Origin of the sequence: Pseudomonas sp. PH1b (assembly GCF_000633395.1) — a bacterium.
Taxonomy (GTDB): domain Bacteria; phylum Pseudomonadota; class Gammaproteobacteria; order Pseudomonadales; family Pseudomonadaceae; genus Aquipseudomonas.
The window spans coordinates 32,329-48,196 of the sequence record NZ_AYMU01000004.1; the positions used below are offsets into that span (position 1 = coordinate 32,329).

At 62.6% G+C, this 15,868-nt stretch carries 18 protein-coding genes; 13 read left to right on the plus strand and 5 right to left on the minus strand.

Translation table 11 applies throughout. The features are described 5' to 3' along the window. Positions 1-24: 24 nt before the first annotated feature. A complete protein-coding gene (locus U873_RS0106895) occupies positions 25-576 on the minus strand; it encodes an NUDIX hydrolase (RefSeq protein WP_025127548.1) in 552 nt (183 codons plus the stop codon). 148 nt (positions 577-724) lie between these two features. Between U873_RS0106895 and U873_RS0106900 the strand changes: the two genes are divergently transcribed. The 5 genes from U873_RS0106900 (at position 725) to purT (ending at position 3,997) form a co-directional block, all read left to right on the plus strand. Then, positions 725-1,324: a CoA pyrophosphatase gene (locus U873_RS0106900; protein ID WP_025127549.1), complete on the plus strand. Its 600-nt coding sequence runs from the start codon at positions 725-727 to the stop codon at positions 1,322-1,324. A gap of 56 nt (positions 1,325-1,380) precedes the next feature. Further along, positions 1,381-1,905 carry a gamma carbonic anhydrase family protein gene (locus U873_RS0106905; RefSeq protein ID WP_025127550.1) on the plus strand — a complete coding sequence of 175 codons (525 nt, stop codon included), beginning with the start codon at positions 1,381-1,383 and terminating at the stop codon, positions 1,903-1,905. After that, on the plus strand, positions 1,902-2,117 hold the full coding sequence (locus U873_RS0106910) for a DUF1289 domain-containing protein (RefSeq protein WP_025127551.1): 216 nt from the start codon (positions 1,902-1,904) through the stop codon (positions 2,115-2,117). The genes U873_RS0106905 and U873_RS0106910 overlap by 4 nt, the downstream gene beginning before the upstream one ends. A gap of 132 nt (positions 2,118-2,249) precedes the next feature. Then, positions 2,250-2,717: a VUT family protein gene (locus tag U873_RS0106915; protein ID WP_025127552.1), complete on the plus strand. Its 468-nt coding sequence runs from the start codon at positions 2,250-2,252 to the stop codon at positions 2,715-2,717. Between the two features lie 98 nt (positions 2,718-2,815). Continuing rightward, positions 2,816-3,997, plus strand: coding sequence for a formate-dependent phosphoribosylglycinamide formyltransferase (gene purT, locus U873_RS0106920; RefSeq protein ID WP_025127553.1), 1,182 nt, complete (start codon positions 2,816-2,818; stop codon positions 3,995-3,997). Positions 3,998-4,074: 77 nt separating this feature from the next. On the opposite strand, the gene U873_RS0106925 is transcribed toward purT, so the two are convergent. The 3 genes from U873_RS0106925 to U873_RS0106935 form a co-directional block, all read right to left on the minus strand. Beyond that, complete coding sequence (locus tag U873_RS0106925) at positions 4,075-5,391, minus strand: MFS transporter (RefSeq protein WP_025127554.1); 1,317 nt, start codon at positions 5,389-5,391, stop codon at positions 4,075-4,077. A 353-nt stretch (positions 5,392-5,744) separates the two neighbouring features. Further along, positions 5,745-6,974 carry an HlyC/CorC family transporter gene (locus U873_RS0106930; protein WP_025127555.1) on the minus strand — a complete coding sequence of 410 codons (1,230 nt, stop codon included), beginning with the start codon at positions 6,972-6,974 and terminating at the stop codon, positions 5,745-5,747. 9 nt (positions 6,975-6,983) lie between these two features. After that, positions 6,984-7,796: a cytochrome c biogenesis protein CcsA gene (locus U873_RS0106935; RefSeq protein ID WP_025127556.1), complete on the minus strand. Its 813-nt coding sequence runs from the start codon at positions 7,794-7,796 to the stop codon at positions 6,984-6,986. Between the two features lie 208 nt (positions 7,797-8,004). Here U873_RS0106935 and ffh point away from each other — a divergent pair, with 208 nt between their 5' ends. The 6 genes from ffh to U873_RS0106965 all read left to right on the plus strand — a co-directional run bounded on the left by ffh (position 8,005) and on the right by U873_RS0106965 (position 12,080). Further along, on the plus strand, positions 8,005-9,381 hold the full coding sequence (ffh, locus tag U873_RS0106940) for a signal recognition particle protein (RefSeq protein ID WP_025127557.1): 1,377 nt from the start codon (positions 8,005-8,007) through the stop codon (positions 9,379-9,381). A gap of 249 nt (positions 9,382-9,630) precedes the next feature. Further along, positions 9,631-9,882, plus strand: coding sequence for a 30S ribosomal protein S16 (gene rpsP, locus U873_RS0106945; protein WP_007927680.1), 252 nt, complete (start codon positions 9,631-9,633; stop codon positions 9,880-9,882). A gap of 5 nt (positions 9,883-9,887) precedes the next feature. Further along, a complete protein-coding gene (gene rimM, locus U873_RS0106950; RefSeq protein ID WP_025127558.1) occupies positions 9,888-10,424 on the plus strand; it encodes a ribosome maturation factor RimM in 537 nt (178 codons plus the stop codon). Beyond that, the gene (trmD, locus tag U873_RS0106955; RefSeq protein WP_177330250.1) at positions 10,406-11,179 is read left to right on the plus strand and encodes a tRNA (guanosine(37)-N1)-methyltransferase TrmD; all 774 of its coding nucleotides are present in this window, start codon (positions 10,406-10,408) and stop codon (positions 11,177-11,179) included. Before rimM ends, trmD begins: the two co-directional genes overlap by 19 nt. Positions 11,180-11,224: 45 nt before the next feature. Next, positions 11,225-11,575 (plus strand): 50S ribosomal protein L19, encoded by a 351-nt coding sequence (rplS, locus tag U873_RS0106960; protein ID WP_009047143.1) that lies wholly within the window; start codon positions 11,225-11,227, stop codon positions 11,573-11,575. Positions 11,576-11,666: 91 nt separating this feature from the next. Further along, positions 11,667-12,080: an acyl-CoA thioesterase gene (locus U873_RS0106965; RefSeq protein ID WP_025127560.1), complete on the plus strand. Its 414-nt coding sequence runs from the start codon at positions 11,667-11,669 to the stop codon at positions 12,078-12,080. A gap of 67 nt (positions 12,081-12,147) precedes the next feature. On the opposite strand, the gene U873_RS0106970 is transcribed toward U873_RS0106965, so the two are convergent. After that, positions 12,148-13,950, minus strand: a complete 1,803-nt coding sequence (locus U873_RS0106970) for a sodium:proton antiporter (protein ID WP_025127561.1) — start codon at positions 13,948-13,950, stop codon at positions 12,148-12,150. Between the two features lie 107 nt (positions 13,951-14,057). On the opposite strand from U873_RS0106970, the gene xerD reads away from it, so the two are divergent. Then, positions 14,058-14,954, plus strand: coding sequence for a site-specific tyrosine recombinase XerD (gene xerD, locus U873_RS0106975; protein ID WP_025127562.1), 897 nt, complete (start codon positions 14,058-14,060; stop codon positions 14,952-14,954). A gap of 149 nt (positions 14,955-15,103) precedes the next feature. Beyond that, a complete protein-coding gene (locus U873_RS0106980) occupies positions 15,104-15,835 on the plus strand; it encodes a thioredoxin fold domain-containing protein (protein WP_025127563.1) in 732 nt (243 codons plus the stop codon). Positions 15,836-15,868 lie beyond the last annotated feature (33 nt).

Below are 15,868 nucleotides of genomic sequence, written 5' to 3' on the forward strand. Positions count from 1 at the left end.
GGAGCTTGCGTGCACGTTTATTGTTTAAGTGATGGCAGGCTGAGAGAGCGGCGGAATGGATTCGCAGCGCACTGGAAATGCCGCTGCTCGCCGGTCAGCGAAGAAGCATTCTAAGGTACGGCCGACGGTGCGAAAAGCCAGCTCGGACCAAGGGATGTCGGCTTCGTCGAACAGTTGCACTTCCAGGCTTTCCGGGCCGGCGGCAAAGTCCAGGTCGGCCAGCTCGGCACGAAAGAACACGTGCACCTGGCTGATGTGCGGCACATCGATCAGGGTGTAGATGTTCAGGTGGCGTACCCGGGCGCAGGCTTCCTCGAAGGTTTCGCGGGTGGCTGCCTGTTCCACGGTTTCGCCGTTCTCCATGAAGCCTGCCGGCAGGGTCCAGTAGCCCAGGCGCGGCTCGATGGCACGGCGGCACAGCAGTACCTTGCCCTCCCAGGTGGCAAGGCATCCGGCCACGATATTGGGGTTCTGGTAATGAATGGTCTGGCAGTGATCACAGACAAACCGCAGGCGTGAATCGCCTTCGGGAATGCGCTGGGTCACCGGGTTGCCGCACTGGCTGCAAAATTTCATGCTGGGTATCCGAAAAGGCTGGGGCTATCTTGGCGCGGCGGCCCCGTTGTCGGCAAGTTGTCGTTAAGCGACATGCCCCGGGTGCGGGGGTTGGGCCGAAGATTGGATTGGTGCATGATGCACGGTAGCCAACAGATCGAGATGCCTCATGCTGGACGAGCTACTTCATCGGGTAAGCCAATACACACCGCGAACACTGGAGACCGACCGACGTTTTCCCGAGGCCGCGGTGCTGGTGCCCATCACTCGCAGCGACGAACCGGAGATGGTCCTGACCTTGCGCGCCAGCGGGCTGTCGACCCACGGTGGTGAAGTGGCCTTTCCCGGGGGGCGGCGCGACCCGGAAGACCCGGACCTGATCTTCACCGCCCTGCGCGAGGCCGAGGAAGAGATCGGCCTGCCGCCGGGGCTGGTCGAGGTCATAGGTCCCTTGAGTCCGTTGATATCCCTGCACGGCATCAAGGTCACGCCCTACGTCGGGGTGATTCCCGACTATGTCGAATACCTGGCCAACGACGCCGAGATCGCCGCTGTTTTCAGCGTGCCGCTGGAGTTCTTTCGCCAGGACCCTCGCGAGCATACCCACCGTATCGATTACCAGGGCCGCAGTTGGTACGTCCCCAGCTACCGCTTCGGCGAATACAAGATCTGGGGCCTGACCGCGATCATGATCGTCGAGCTGGTCAACCTGCTGTACGACGCCAGGATCAGCCTGCACCACCCGCCGAAAAACTTTATCAACACCTGAAGCCATCCCTTCGTATGGCCTGAACCCGCGGCTGCCTGAGCCATGAGGATAACAAGATGAAATACCGCCTGGGCGATGCCCGAGTCGACACCCATCCGCAGAGCTGGGTAGCCCCGAATGCCACGCTGGTGGGCAAGGTCAAGCTGGAAGAGGGGGCCAGCGTGTGGTTCAACGCGGTGCTGCGGGGCGACAACGAGCTGATCCTGATCGGCAAGGACAGTAACGTCCAGGATGGCACGGTGATGCACACCGACATGGGCTTTCCACTGACCATCGGCACCGGCGTGACCATCGGCCATAACGCCATGCTGCATGGCTGCACCGTGGGCGACTACAGCCTGATCGGCATCAACGCGGTGATCCTCAACGGCGCGAAAATCGGCAAGAACTGCATCATCGGCGCCAACTCGCTGATCGGCGAGGGCAAGGAGATTCCCGATGGCTCGCTGGTCATGGGCTCGCCGGGCAAGGTGGTGCGCGAACTCACCGAGCCGCAGAAGAAAATGCTTGAGGCCAGCGCCGCGCACTACGTTCATAATGCTCAACGTTATGCCCGAGACCTGGTTGAGCAAGAGTCATGACTACCCCGGAAAGACCCGTCGCCTCGCCTTGCGTGAGCATCTGTGCCCTGGATGAGCAGGATATCTGCACCGGCTGCCAGCGCACCGTGGATGAAATCACCCGCTGGAGCCGCATGGACAATACCGAGCGGCGTGCGGTCCTGGCCCTGTGTCATGAGCGGGCCAAGTCCAGTGGCCTGCTGTGGATGATCGGCTCCAGCTCGGCAAGTTGATCCGCTCGTTTCCCCGGCAAGCTGGCTCCTGCAATCTTGTGCAGCAGCCAGCTTGCCGGCGAAAGGCTTTCTTGGCCCAGCCCCGGGCCTGCAGTAACCTGTACACCTTCCTGACAGGTACTCTTCGCCCCCATGCTCTTCCTGATCGCCTATATCAGCAGTGTCGTGCTGATCAACTACGCCTTTTCCACCGCTCCGCACCTGGACATCATCTGGTCGGCCTGGGGTGGGCTGGTGTTCGTCCTGCGGGACATGGTGCAGACCCGCTTCGGCCACGGCGCCATCATCGCCATGCTGGCGGCCCTGGTGCTGTCCTATGTGACGTCCGATCCGACCATTGCCCTGGCCAGCGCCACGGCCTTCGCTGTTTCCGAATGCATCGACTGGCTGGTGTTCAGCATCACCAAGCGGCCGCTGCACGACCGTTTGTGGATCAGCTCGGCCCTGAGCATTCCCCTGGACACCTTCATCTTCTTCGGCATGATCGATGCCCTGACCCCGGGCGTGATCCTGACCGCCCTGGGCTCGAAGTTCGCCGGGGTCACCGTGGTCTGGCTGGCCATGGCCTGGCGTTTGCGCAAAGCGGCGTGCGCCAGCTGAGCCAAGGCTTGCGGTTCATGTAAAATGCCGCGCTTTCTCCCATGGGTCGCGCGCCTGGCGCTCGGCCCTCGATGATCCGCTCCTTTGAGGACCTTCAGATGACTCGTATCGGAACTCCATTGTCGCCAACCGCGACCCGCGTCTTGCTTTGTGGCTGTGGTGAGTTGGGCAAGGAAGTAGTGATCGAGCTGCAGCGCCTGGGGGTCGAGGTGATTGCCGTGGACCGCTACGCCAACGCCCCGGCGATGCAGGTGGCCCATCGCAGCCACGTGATCAACATGCTCGATGGCGCGGCCCTGCGGGCGGTGATCGAGGCGGAGAAGCCGCACTTCATCGTGCCGGAGATCGAAGCCATCGCCACCGCGACCCTGGTGGAACTGGAAGCCGAAGGCTTTACCGTGATCCCGACGGCGCGCGCCACTTCGCTGACCATGAACCGCGAAGGCATCCGTCGCCTGGCCGCTGAAGAACTGGACCTGCCGACCTCGCCCTACCACTTCGCCGATACCTTCGAAGACTATTCCAAGGCCGTCGAAGACCTGGGCTTCCCGTGCGTGGTCAAGCCGGTGATGAGCTCCTCGGGCAAGGGCCAGAGCCTGCTGCGCAGCGTCGATGACGTGCAGAAGGCCTGGGATTACGCCCAGGAAGGCGGGCGTGCCGGCAAGGGCCGGGTGATCATCGAGGGCTTTATCGACTTCGACTACGAAATCACCCTGCTGACCGTGCGCCATGTAGGCGGCACCACCTTCTGCGCCCCGGTCGGCCATCGTCAGGAGAAGGGCGACTACCAGGAATCCTGGCAGCCCCAGGCCATGAGCCCGAAAGCCCTGGCGGAATCCGAGCGGGTGGCCAAGGCGGTCACCGAAGCCTTGGGTGGTCGCGGCCTGTTCGGCGTGGAGCTGTTCATCAAGGGCGACCAGGTATGGTTCAGCGAAGTGTCGCCGCGCCCTCACGACACCGGCCTGGTGACCCTGATTTCCCAGGATCTGTCGCAGTTCGCCCTGCATGCGCGGGCGATCCTCGGCTTGCCGATTCCCTTGATCCGTCAGTTCGGGCCTTCGGCTTCGGCGGTGATCCTGGTGGAAGGGCAATCCACCCAGACCGCCTTCGCCAACCTCGGCGTCGCCCTGAGCGAGCCAGACACCGCGCTGCGCTTGTTCGGCAAGCCTGAGGTCAACGGCCAGCGGCGCATGGGCGTTGCCCTGGCGCGGGACGAGTCGATCGAGGCCGCTAGGGCCAAGGCGACCCGTGCTGCGCAAGCGGTAGTGGTCGAGCTGTAAAAAGCATCGCGAGCAAGCTCGCTCCTACAAGGTCCGGATTGAACCTGTAGGAGCGAGCTTGCTCGCGAAGCGGCCGCTCAGGCCACCCGATTCAAATCATTGTGCCGCGTTTCCTTCAGGCACAGCACCGCGATCAGGCTCAGGATCGCCGCCCCCGAAACATACCCCCCAACCCAGCTCAAGCCACCCATCGCCACCAGCTTCTGGGCGAAAAAGGGTGCCGCTGAAGCACCGACAATACCCCCCAGGTTGTAAGCCGCCGAAGCGCCGGTGTAACGCACGTGGGTCGGAAACAGTTCCGGCAGCAGGGCGCCCATCGGGGCAAAGGTCACCCCCATCAGGAACAGCTCGATGCACAGGAACAGCGCCACCCCGGCGGTGGAGCCCTGGGTCAGCAGCGGTTCCATGGTGAAACCGGAAAGAATTGCCAGTACCCCGCCAACGATCAGCACCGGTTTGCGCCCGTAACGGTCGCTGGCCCAGGCCGACAAGGGCGTGGCCGCCGCCATGAACAGCACCGCGAAGCACAGCAGGCCGAGGAAGGTTTCCCGGCTGTAGCCCAGGGTGGCGACGCCGTAGCTCAGGGAGAACACGGTGGAGATGTAGAACAGTGCGTAGCACACCACCATCGACGCGGCGCCCAGCAGCACCGGCTGCCAGTACTGGGTGAACAGTTCCACCAGCGGCATCTTTACCCGTTCCTGGCGCGCCACGGCATTGGCGAAGACCGGGGTCTCATGCAGTTTCAGGCGCACATACAGGCCCACCATCACCAGGGCAGCGCTGAGCAGAAAGGGAATGCGCCAGCCCCAGGAGCGGAACTGTTCATCATCCAGGCCCATGGCCAGGCCCAGGAACAGGCCATTGGCGGCAAGAAAGCCGATGGAAGGGCCCAGTTGCGGGAACATGCCGAACCAGGCGCGCTTGCCCTCCGGGGCATTCTCCGTGGCCAGCAAGGCGGCGCCCCCCCATTCGCCGCCCAGCCCCAGGCCCTGGCCGAAACGCAGCACGCACAGCAGGATCGGGGCCCAGGCGCCGATACTGGCGTAGCCCGGCAGCACGCCGATCAGGGTGGTGCAGACCCCCATCAGCAATAACGAGGCGACCAGGGTCGACTTGCGGCCAATGCGGTCGCCGAAGTGACCGAACAGGGCCGAGCCCAGGGGGCGGGCGAGGAAGGCGATACCGAAGGTCAGGAACGCCGAGAGCATCTGCGCAGTGCCGGAAGTCTGGGGAAAGAACACCGGGCCGATCACCAGCGCGGCGGCGGTGGCGTAGACGTAGAAGTCGTAGAACTCGATGGCGGTGCCGATAAAGCTGGCAGTGGCCACCCGGCTGGCGGAGTTGGTCGGTTGGGCAGGCGCGGAGGCGCTGTAGGTGGTGCTGGTCGTCATGCGGTTATCCCTGACAGTCTGTGCTCCAGTGGAGCGAATTATTATGGTCGAGCACCCAGGGATGTGGGTTTGGTGCGTTCGTCGTTCGGGATGGGAACGACGTCGAACTTGGGGCGGATCGGTGGTGCAGGATCTCGCGGAGTGCGGATAGCACGCGGGGCTGCGGGGCTTGGGTAAGCCGCTCGATTATAGAAAGGCCCCTAACGATCAAACAAGGATTAAAGCGCGGGCAGAGCGGCAGTCAGTTGATGCAACTGGCGGCCCAGGGGCGAAGCCGGGGTGATCCTGCTGCAACCACCAGGGCTTGCGGTGTGTGCATGAGCATGACGGTCAGTGCGGGTCGCGGTTGGGCGTCAGATGAGGGCGGGGAGGCTGCTGGTGTGCCAGATCAGCACGCGGCTGACGCGGTTTTCCTCAGTCTCGAGGATCTCCAGGCGGTAGCGGCCGATCTTCAGGCACACGGCGCTGTCGGGAATGGTTTCCAGGGCTTCGGTGACCAGGCCGTTGAGGGTCTTGGGGCCGTCGCTGGGCAGGTGCCAGCCCAGGCTCTTGTTCAGCTCGCGGATCGACGCCGCGCCTTCCACCACGTAACGGCCGTCGGCCTGGGGATGGATGTGGGGGTTGTCCAGGCTGTGCTCGCTTTCGAATTCGCCGACGATTTCTTCGAGGATGTCCTCCAGGGTGACGATGCCGAGGACTTCGCCGTATTCGTCCACCACCATGCCCAGGCGGCGCTTCTGCTTGTGGAAGTTGAGCAGTTGCAGCTGCAGCGGGGTGCTTTCCGGAACGAAATAGGGTTCGTGGCAGGCGGCCAGCAAGGCCTCCTTGGTCAGGCTGGCGTCAGGCAGCAGGTGGCGGATCTGTCGAGTGTTGAGCACGGCCTCCACCTGGTTGATATCGCTGTGGAACACCGGCAGGCGCGTGCGTCTGTTCAGGCGCAGCTGGGCGATGATCTCGTCGATGGAGTCGTCCAGGTTGATGCCGTCGACTTCACTGCGGGGCACCAGGATGTCATTGACGGTGATGTTGTCCAGCGCATGGATGCCGGACAGGGCGTGGGGCTCCTGGCTGGCGGGCTCGTCGTCGAGCAAGGCCGGGTCGTCGTCGCTGTGCTTGACCGCGTTGGCCTTGGCGGCAAACGGCCGCAGCAGCAACTGGCCGATGGCATTGAGCAGCCAGGCCAGGGGGTAGACGATCTTCATCGGGATGGCCAGCAGGCTGTTGCCCAGGCTCAGGGTCCCTTCGGGATAGCGTGTGGCCAGGGTTCGCGGCAGGTATTCGGCCAGCACCAGGAGACAGCAGGTACTGATCAGGCAGGCCAGCCAGGGGCCGCTCTCGGCCCAGTAGAACAGGGCCAGCAAGGTGCTGATGATCACCGCCAGCACTCGGCACAAGGTGTTGCACAGAATCAGGCTTTCCTTGGGGAAGGCCAGGCGTGCTGTGGCTTTGTCACCCGGGCGCGAGCCGTTGCGCAAGGTCAGCAAGTGCTGCTGGGCGGCATCGATGGCGGTGAACAACCCCGACCAGACGATGAGCAGGGCAATTACCGCAAGCATGGGCCCGGAGGGCAGGGAATCGGTCATGGCCGGTCGTCAGATGTGCAGGATGTATTCACGAACCAGCTTGCTGCCGAAATACGCCAGCATCAGCAGGCAGAATCCCGCCAGGGTCCAGCGAATCGCCTTGTGCCCACGCCAGCCGAGGCGGTTGCGGCCCCACAGCAGCACGCTGAACACCACCCAGGCCAGGCAGGCCAGCAGGGTCTTGTGCACCAGGTGCTGGGCAAACAGGTTCTCGACGAACAACCAGCCGGAAATCAGCGACAGCGACAGCAGGGTCCAGCCGGCCCACAGGAAGCCGAACAGCAGGCTTTCCATGGTCTGCAGCGGCGGGAAGTTCCTGATCAGTCCGGAAGGATGCTTGTTCTTCAACTGGTGATCCTGCACCAGCAGCAGCAAGGCCTGGAACACCGCGATGGTGAACATGCCGTAGGCCAGGATCGACAGCAGGATGTGAGCCAGGATCCCGGGTTCCTCGTCGATCACCGGCACCGTGCCGGTAGGCACGAACTGCGCCAGCAGCACCGTCAGGGCGCCGAGGGGGAACAGCAGCACCAGCAGGTTCTCCACGGGAATCCGCGAGCAGGCCAGCAGGCTCAGGGCAATCACCGCGGCGGCGATCAGGCTGGCAGCACTGAAGAAATCCAGGCCCAGGCCGACCGGAGTCACCAGGTGGGTGACCAGGCTGGCAGCGTGGGCGAGCAGCGCCAGTACGCCGAGAGTGACCAGCAGGCGTTTCTCGGCCTTGGCGCCGGAAGCCAGGCGAGAGCCTTGATAGAGGGTCGCAGCGGCATAAAGGACGGCGGCGGCGAGGGTGGGTAGCAAACTGGGTGACAAGGGGAGCATAAATCCTGTTAGGCAAGCCCGAAAGCCGCTGAGTTTGGCATAGAACCCACAGCCCTGAAAGACCACCCAAGCAGACGGCGAGGTGTCCGGCACGCACAGTCTTCGCTATAATCCGCGACCTGCCCACGCCGCAGGCTCATCGAGCACTTGTTTATCACGCTCTGGGCCGCCATTACCCCGGTCTACCCTGGGCCTGAAAGGATCGAGCATGTTTGAAAACCTAACCGACCGTCTCTCGCAGACGCTGCGCCATGTCACCGGCAAGGCCAAGCTGACCGAGGACAACATCAAAGACACCCTGCGTGAAGTGCGCATGGCGTTGCTCGAAGCCGACGTTGCCCTGCCGGTGGTCAAGGACTTCGTCAATTCGGTGAAGGAGCGTGCGGTCGGCACCGAAGTGTCCCGCAGCCTGACCCCGGGCCAGGCTTTTGTGAAGATCGTCCAGGCCGAGCTGGAAAGCCTGATGGGCGCGGCCAACGAAGACCTGAACCTGAGTGCCGTGCCGCCCGCCGTGGTGTTGATGGCCGGCCTGCAGGGTGCCGGTAAGACCACCACCGCCGGCAAACTCGCGCGCTTTCTCAAGGAGCGCAAGAAAAAGAGTGTGATGGTGGTGTCCGCGGACGTCTACCGTCCGGCGGCGATCAAACAGCTGGAAACCCTGGCCAATGACATCGGCGTCACCTTCTTCCCGTCGGACCTGAGCCAGAAGCCGGTGGCCATCGCCGAAGCGGCTATAAAGGAAGCGAAACTCAAGTTCATCGATGTAGTGATCGTCGACACCGCCGGTCGCCTGCACATCGATGAAGAGATGATGGGCGAGATCAAGGCCCTGCACGCTGCGGTCAAACCGGTGGAAACCCTGTTCGTGGTCGACGCCATGACCGGTCAGGACGCCGCCAACACCGCCAAGGCCTTTGGCGACGCGCTGCCGCTGACCGGGGTGATCCTGACCAAGGTCGACGGTGACGCCCGTGGCGGTGCCGCGCTGTCGGTGCGGGCCATCACTGGCAAGCCGATCAAGTTCATCGGCATGGGCGAGAAGACCGAAGCCCTGGAACCGTTCCACCCGGAGCGTATTGCTTCGCGGATTCTCGGCATGGGCGACGTGCTCAGCCTGATCGAGCAGGCCGAACAGACCCTCGATAAAGACAAAGCCGACAAGCTTGCTAAAAAACTGAAGAAGGGCAAGGGCTTCGACCTCGAAGACTTCCGCGACCAACTGCAACAGATGAAGAACATGGGCGGCCTCGGTGGCCTGATGGACAAGCTGCCGAACATCGGTGGCGTCAACCTGGCGCAGATGGGCAATGCCCAGGGCGCAGCCGAGAAGCAGTTCAAGCAGATGGAAGCCATCATCAACTCCATGACCCCGGCCGAGCGCCGCGACCCTGAACTGATCAGCGGTTCGCGCAAGCGCCGGATCGCCATGGGTTCCGGCACCCAGGTGCAGGACATCGGTCGCTTGATCAAGCAGCACAAGCAGATGCAGAAGATGATGAAGAAGTTCTCCGCCAAGGGCGGAATGGCCAAGATGATGCGCGGCATGGGCGGTATGCTGCCCGGCGGCGGCATGCCGAAAATGTAAAGAATCCGCGCCGGCAGTCATGCCGGCGCTCTTCCACGGGGACGTGGAATCTCCAGCCAGCCTCCACCCGAGGCGCGCTGACCCGCTGTCGCTTGCGACGGCTCCATGGCAAATCTGAGTGGCGGCCGATGGGCGCCGGAAAAAGTCATTTGCAAAAGTCCGGATATTCCTTAGAATATGCGGCCTTTCGGGCACCCATGCCCGCTGTGCATTTAGATTTGCAGCACCGACTACAGGAACGATGTTCACATGCTAACAATCCGTCTTGCCCTTGGCGGCTCCAAAAAGCGCCCGTTTTACCACTTGACCGTAACCGACAGCCGTAACCCACGTGACGGTTCGCACAAGGAACAAGTTGGCTTCTTCAACCCGATCGCTCGTGGTCAAGAAGTCCGCCTGTCCGTGAACCAAGAGCGCGTAGCCTACTGGCTGAGCGTGGGTGCACAGCCTTCTGAGCGTGTTGCTCAGTTGCTGAAGGAATCGGCTAAGGCTGCAGCCTGAACCCTATGAACGCGACGCCAGCTCCTGCTGATGATTTGATCGTTATCGGCAAAATCTACTCTGTTCATGGCGTTCGCGGCGAAGTGAAGGTCTTTTCCTTTACTGATCCGATTAAAAACCTGTTGGACTACAAAACCTGGACGCTCAAGCGCGAAGGTAGCGTGAAGCAGGTTGAGCTGGTCAGTGGACGCGGGAACGATAAGTTCCTGGTCGCGAAGCTCAAGGGTCTTGATGATCGTGAAGAAGCTCGTCTTCTGGCCGGTTACGAGATCTGCGTGCCCCGCAGCCTGTTCCCTGAACTGACCGACGGCGAGTACTACTGGTACCAGCTGCAAGGTCTCAAGGTTATCGACACCCTCGGGCAACTGCTCGGACAGGTCGATCACCTGCTGGAGACCGGCTCGAACGATGTAATGGTGGTCAAGCCTTGCGCTGGCAGCCTGGATGATCGCGAACGCCTGTTGCCCTATACCGAGCAATGCGTGTTGGCCGTCGACCTGGCCGCGGGCGAGATGAAGGTGGAATGGGACGCGGACTTCTAAACGTGGCTAATTTGCGCGTAGAAGTGATCAGTTTGTTTCCCGAGATGTTTTCCGCCATCAGCGACTACGGCATAACCAGCCGCGCGGTGAAACAGGGGCTGTTGCAGCTCACCTGTTGGAATCCGCGAGACTACACCACGGATCGACATCACACTGTGGACGATCGCCCGTTTGGCGGTGGCCCTGGCATGGTGATGAAGATCAAGCCCCTGGAGGATGCACTGGTACAGGCCAGGAACGCAGCCGGGGAGGGTGCGAAGGTGATCTACCTGTCGCCCCAAGGCCGCCAACTGAATCAGTCGGCGGTACGCGAGTTGGCGAACGAGGATGCATTGATCCTGATTGCTGGTCGTTATGAAGGCATTGACGAGCGTTTTATTGAAGCTCATGTCGATGAAGAGTGGTCGATTGGCGACTATGTACTCTCCGGTGGCGAGCTGCCGGCGATGGTCCTGATTGATGCGGTTACGCGACTGCTGCCCGGAGCTTTAGGGCATGTGGATTCCGCGGAGGAAGATTCCTTCACGGACGGTCTGCTGGATTGCCCGCACTACACCCGACCGGAGGTGTATGCGGATCAGCGTGTTCCCGACGTGTTGCTAAGTGGCAACCACGCACACATCCGGCGTTGGCGTTTACAGCAGTCCCTTGGTCGGACCTATGAACGACGCGCCGATCTTCTGGAAAGCCGCTCGCTTTCTGGAGAAGAGAAGAAGCTGCTCGAGGAATATCTCCGCGAGCGGGACGATAGTTAACAACGTATCGATGGTAGATCCGACGATTTACCTTAGGAGCACAGCATGACCAACAAAATCATCCTTGCACTCGAAGCAGAGCAGATGACCAAAGAGATCCCAGCCTTTGCCCCGGGCGACACCATTGTCGTTCAGGTGAAAGTGAAGGAAGGCGATCGTTCCCGTCTGCAGGCGTTCGAAGGCGTAGTTATCGCCAAGCGCAACCGCGGTGTGAACAGCGCGTTCACCGTACGTAAAATCTCCAACGGTGTTGGCGTAGAGCGTACTTTCCAGACCTACAGCCCGCAGATCGACAGCATGGCTGTCAAGCGTCGCGGTGACGTGCGTAAAGCCAAGCTGTACTACCTGCGCGACCTGTCGGGTAAAGCAGCTCGCATCAAGGAAAAACTGGCTTAAGTCCAGCTTCCGATGCAGAAAAAAGCAGCCTACGGGCTGCTTTTTTGTTGCCCGTCATTTATCCCTTTCCAGTGTTTCAGGCAGTCGATCCATGTCCCCTCGCGAGCAAGAAATCACCCGTCGGACCGAGCTCTCGGTGACCCGGGTGACCAAGGCGGTATTCCCGTCCACCACCAACCACCACAACACCCTGTTCGGCGGCACCGCCCTGGCCTGGATGGACGAAGTGTCGTTTATCGCCGCCACGCGTTTCTGCCGCCTGCCTTTGGTCACGGTGTCCACCGATCGTATCGACTTCAATCACCCGATTGCCGCCGGCTCCATTGTCGAGCTGGTGGGGCGGGTGGTGAAGGTGGGCAATACCAGCCTCAAGGTCGAGGTGGAAGTCTTTGTCGAAAGCATGAGCTGCGACGGGCGGGAGAAGGCCATCCATGGTCTGTTCAGCTTTGTCGCCATCGATGACGACAAGCGTCCGGTGCCGGTGTTGCCAGGGTTCGCGGTGTAGGAGTCGGCTGGCCGGCGAGGGCGCTTTCGGGCCTCTTCGCTGGCAAGTCAGCTCCTACAAGGGGGGGTTAGAGGGGCTCGGGCAGGACCAGGGCCAGCAGGGTCCAGCCCGCCGCGGGCTTGAGGCTGCTTTCCGGGGTGACCACATGCACCCAGCCGCTGCTGTCACGGGCGAACAGCAAGGTGGCGCGTTCGCCATGCAGGGCCTGGTAGTCGTCCCAGCCGAAGCCTTCGGTGAGGTGGGTGCTGTACAGTTCGGCGCCTTGGCCCAGCAGGCTGGCCAGCTTGGTGTAGGTCAGGGCCTCGCTGCCCAGCAACTGGCCGCGGTGTTCATGGCTGGCGCGGTGCTTGTCGGTGCGCCGGCTTTCCTGGCTGTTGGCCAGGGCGAACAGGCGCTGGTGGCCGAAGTCGTGGCGAAAGCGCATGGCGGCCAGGGTGTTCAATTCGCCTGAGGGCGAAAGCGCGAGCAGGTGGCCCAGGCCCACCAGGTCCAGATGGGCGTCAGCGTGCTGCGAGGCCGGATTGCCGAAATAGATGGGCAGGCCTTCCATGCGCGCGGCGCGAATGTTTTCCCAGCTCGAATCGGTCAACAGCACCCGGCTGCCCAGCTGTTGCAAGGCCTTGCCGATGGTCCGCGCCGGGCCGTTGGCACCGACGATCAGGAAACCGCTGGGGGCCGGCTCGGCGACTTTCAGCAGGCGCGCCAAGGGCCGCGCCGTGGCGCTTTGCAGAACCACGGTGCCGATGATCACGGCAAAGGTCAGGGGCACCAGCAGCAATGCCCCCTCATGGCCGGCTTCATCCAGGCGGATGGCGAAGATCGCCGACACCGCGGCCGCGACGATACCCCTCGGCGCGATCCAGGCCAGCAAGGCGCGCTCGCGCCAGTTGAGGCTCGACCCGGCGGTGGACAGCAGCACGTTCAGTGGCCGGGCGATGAACTGGATCACCAGCAGCAGGATCAGCACCAGCGGGCCCAGGGCGATCAGCGCCTTGAGGTCCAGGCGCGCCGCCAGGAGGATGAACAGTCCGGAAATCAGCAGCACGCTGAGGTTTTCCTTGAAGTGCAGGATGTGTCGTACATCCACGCCCTTCATGTTGGCCATCCACATGCCCATCAGGGTCACCGCCAGCAGCCCGGATTCGTGCATCACCTGGTTGGAGGCGATGAAGATGCCCAGCACCGCGGCCAGGGTTGCCAGGTTGTGCAGGTATTCCGGCAGCCACTGGCGGCGCATGATGCTGCCCAGCACCCAGCCTCCGGCAATGCCGAACAGGCTGCCGCAGAGAATCACCCCGCCGAAGGTCAGCAGGCTGTGGCTCAGGCCTTCGCCGGCGGCGCTGGCGATGATGAAGCTGTACACCACCACCGCCAGCAGGGCGCCGATGGGGTCGATGACGATGCCTTCCCAGCGCAGGATATTGGCGATCGAGGCCTTGGGCCGTACCACCCGCAGCATGGGCACGATCACCGTCGGTCCGGTGACCAGGGTCAGGGTGCCGAACAGCAGCGCCAGCATCCAGTCGAACCCCAGCAGCCAGTGGGTCGCCAGGGTGATCACCGCCCAGGTGGAGAGGGCGCCGACGGTCACCAGGCGGTGCACCACGCTGCCGATCTCGCGCCATTCCGAGAGGTGCAGGGTCAGGCTGCCCTCGAACAGGATCAGCGCCACGGCCAGGGACACCAGGGGCATCAGCAGCGGGCCGAACATTTCCTGGGGGTCGAGCCAGCCCAGTATGGGCCCGGCAAGAATGCCGCTCAGCAGCAGGAACAGAATGGCCGGCAGCTTCAATCGCCAGGCCAGCCACTGGCAGCCCAGCGCTGCCGCGCCAATGCCGCCGAAAGCCAGCAGAATCTGTTGTTCGCTCATCAATGCACCCTGTTCCTGAAAATGGCTGGCTATGAAAGACTAGCGACCCTCCGCGCAGTTCACTATTTTTTTGCGCGCGGCCCCTGGGTCGCGTCTTTCGAGTCTTTATGCCTGCCATCGACCATCCCCTGATCGACCGTTTCCTCGACGCCCTGTGGTTGGAGAAAGGCCTGTCCGACAATACCCGCGATGCCTACCGCAGCGACCTGGCGCTGTTCAATGGCTGGCTGCAGGAGCAAGGGCTGGAGCTGCCTCGGGCCGGGCGCGAGCTGATTCTCGATCACCTGGCCTGGCGTGTGGAGCAGGCCTACAAGCCTCGCTCGACGGCGCGGTTTCTCTCGGGCGTGCGTGGTTTCTATCGCTATTTGCTGCGAGAAAAGCTGATCGAAATCGATCCCACCCTGCAGATCGACATGCCACAGCTGGGGCGTCCGCTGCCCAAGTCACTGTCGGAAGCGGATGTGGACGCGCTGCTGGCCGCACCGGACTTGAGCGAGGCCATCGGCCAGCGCGACCGGGCCATGCTCGAAGTGCTGTATGCCTGTGGCCTGCGGGTTACCGAACTGATCAGCCTGACCCTTGAACAGGTCAACCTGCGCCAGGGTGTATTGCGGGTCATGGGCAAGGGCAGCAAGGAGCGCCTGGTGCCCATGGGCGAGGAGGCGATTGTCTGGGTCGAGCGCTACATGCGCGATGCCCGGGCCGAGCTGCTGGGCGGGCGCCCCAGCGACGTGCTGTTCCCCAGCCTGCGGGGCGAGCAGATGACCCGGCAGACCTTCTGGCATCGGATCAAGCACCAGGCCAAGGTGGCGGGGATCGGCAAGGCGCTGTCGCCCCATACCCTGCGCCATGCCTTCGCCACCCACCTGCTCAACCACGGCGCCGACCTGCGAGTGGTGCAGATGCTGCTGGGCCACAGCGACCTGTCCACCACCCAGATCTATACCCATGTGGCCCGTGCCCGTTTGCAAGATCTGCACGCCAAGCACCATCCGCGGGGTTGATTTGCCTTCCGGGCCGCGCTTTGCGTCGCCCGTAGTCGGTGCCGGCAAACAGATGTGATAGGCTTTGCCGGTTTGCAAAACGGCTGTTTGCGAGCGGTTGCCATGGTGATCGCCGCGAGTGGCCCATTTGCCCGCCTTCAGGAGTTCCCATGCGCTTGACCCAGATTTTTGCCGCCGCCTCCCTGGCGCTGCTCAGCACCTTCGCCATGGCCGATGACAGTGCCGAGAAAGCCATCCGCAAGAGCCTCGAGACCCTGCAGCTCGAAACGCCGGTGGAAAGCATTACCGCCAGCCCCATGGGCGGCCTGTACGAAGTCAAGCTCAAGGGCAGCCGGGTGCTGTACGCCAGCGCCGACGGCCAGTTCGTGGTCCAGGGCTATCTGTTCCAGCTCAAGGACGGCAAGCCGGTCAACCTGACCGAAAAAACCGAGCGCCTGGGCATTTCCAAGTTGATCAATGGCATTCCGGTCGCGGAAACTGTGGTCTATCCGGCCATTGGCGAGACCAAGACCCACATCACCGTGTTCACCGACACCACCTGCCCGTACTGCCACAAGCTGCACGCTGAAGTGCCCGAGCTGAACAAGATGGGCGTTGAAGTGCGTTATGTGGCCTTCCCGCGTCAGGGCCTGGGTTCCCCGGGTGATGAACAGCTGCAGGCGGTCTGGTGCTCGGCGGACAAGAAAGCCGCCATGGACAAGATGGTCGACGGCAAGGAAATCAAGGCCGCCAAGTGCGCCAACCCGGTATCCAAGCAATTCGCCCTGGGCCAGTCGATTGGTGTCAACGGCACCCCGGCCATCGTCCTCGCCGATGGGCAAGTGATTCCCGGCTATCAGCCGGCACCGCAGATCGCCAAACTGGCACTGGGTGCGAAATAATCCTGCATCGTCACGCTAGCCTTTGACGATCAT

Excerpts from the sequence above, each read along its gene's own strand:
- rimM (WP_025127558.1), top strand. The coding sequence starts at position 9,888 with ATGAACGCGACGCCAGCTCCTGCTGATGATTTGATCGTTATCGGCAAA.
- U873_RS0106965 (WP_025127560.1), top strand. The coding sequence starts at position 11,667 with ATGTCCCCTCGCGAGCAAGAAATCACCCGTCGGACCGAGCTCTCGGTG.
- trmD (WP_177330250.1), top strand. The coding sequence starts at position 10,406 with ATGGGACGCGGACTTCTAAACGTGGCTAATTTGCGCGTAGAAGTGATC.
- purT (WP_025127553.1), top strand. The coding sequence starts at position 2,816 with ATGACTCGTATCGGAACTCCATTGTCGCCAACCGCGACCCGCGTCTTG.
- U873_RS0106905 (WP_025127550.1), top strand. The coding sequence starts at position 1,381 with ATGAAATACCGCCTGGGCGATGCCCGAGTCGACACCCATCCGCAGAGC.
- U873_RS0106980 (WP_025127563.1), top strand. The coding sequence starts at position 15,104 with ATGCGCTTGACCCAGATTTTTGCCGCCGCCTCCCTGGCGCTGCTCAGC.
- U873_RS0106925 (WP_025127554.1), bottom strand. The coding sequence starts at position 5,391 with ATGACGACCAGCACCACCTACAGCGCCTCCGCGCCTGCCCAACCGACC.
- U873_RS0106915 (WP_025127552.1), top strand. The coding sequence starts at position 2,250 with ATGCTCTTCCTGATCGCCTATATCAGCAGTGTCGTGCTGATCAACTAC.
- U873_RS0106900 (WP_025127549.1), top strand. The coding sequence starts at position 725 with ATGCTGGACGAGCTACTTCATCGGGTAAGCCAATACACACCGCGAACA.
- ffh (WP_025127557.1), top strand. The coding sequence starts at position 8,005 with ATGTTTGAAAACCTAACCGACCGTCTCTCGCAGACGCTGCGCCATGTC.
- rplS (WP_009047143.1), top strand. The coding sequence starts at position 11,225 with ATGACCAACAAAATCATCCTTGCACTCGAAGCAGAGCAGATGACCAAA.
- U873_RS0106910 (WP_025127551.1), top strand. The coding sequence starts at position 1,902 with ATGACTACCCCGGAAAGACCCGTCGCCTCGCCTTGCGTGAGCATCTGT.
- U873_RS0106970 (WP_025127561.1), bottom strand. The coding sequence starts at position 13,950 with ATGAGCGAACAACAGATTCTGCTGGCTTTCGGCGGCATTGGCGCGGCA.
- xerD (WP_025127562.1), top strand. The coding sequence starts at position 14,058 with ATGCCTGCCATCGACCATCCCCTGATCGACCGTTTCCTCGACGCCCTG.
- rpsP (WP_007927680.1), top strand. The coding sequence starts at position 9,631 with ATGCTAACAATCCGTCTTGCCCTTGGCGGCTCCAAAAAGCGCCCGTTT.
- U873_RS0106935 (WP_025127556.1), bottom strand. The coding sequence starts at position 7,796 with ATGCTCCCCTTGTCACCCAGTTTGCTACCCACCCTCGCCGCCGCCGTC.
- U873_RS0106895 (WP_025127548.1), bottom strand. The coding sequence starts at position 576 with ATGAAATTTTGCAGCCAGTGCGGCAACCCGGTGACCCAGCGCATTCCC.
- U873_RS0106930 (WP_025127555.1), bottom strand. The coding sequence starts at position 6,974 with ATGACCGATTCCCTGCCCTCCGGGCCCATGCTTGCGGTAATTGCCCTG.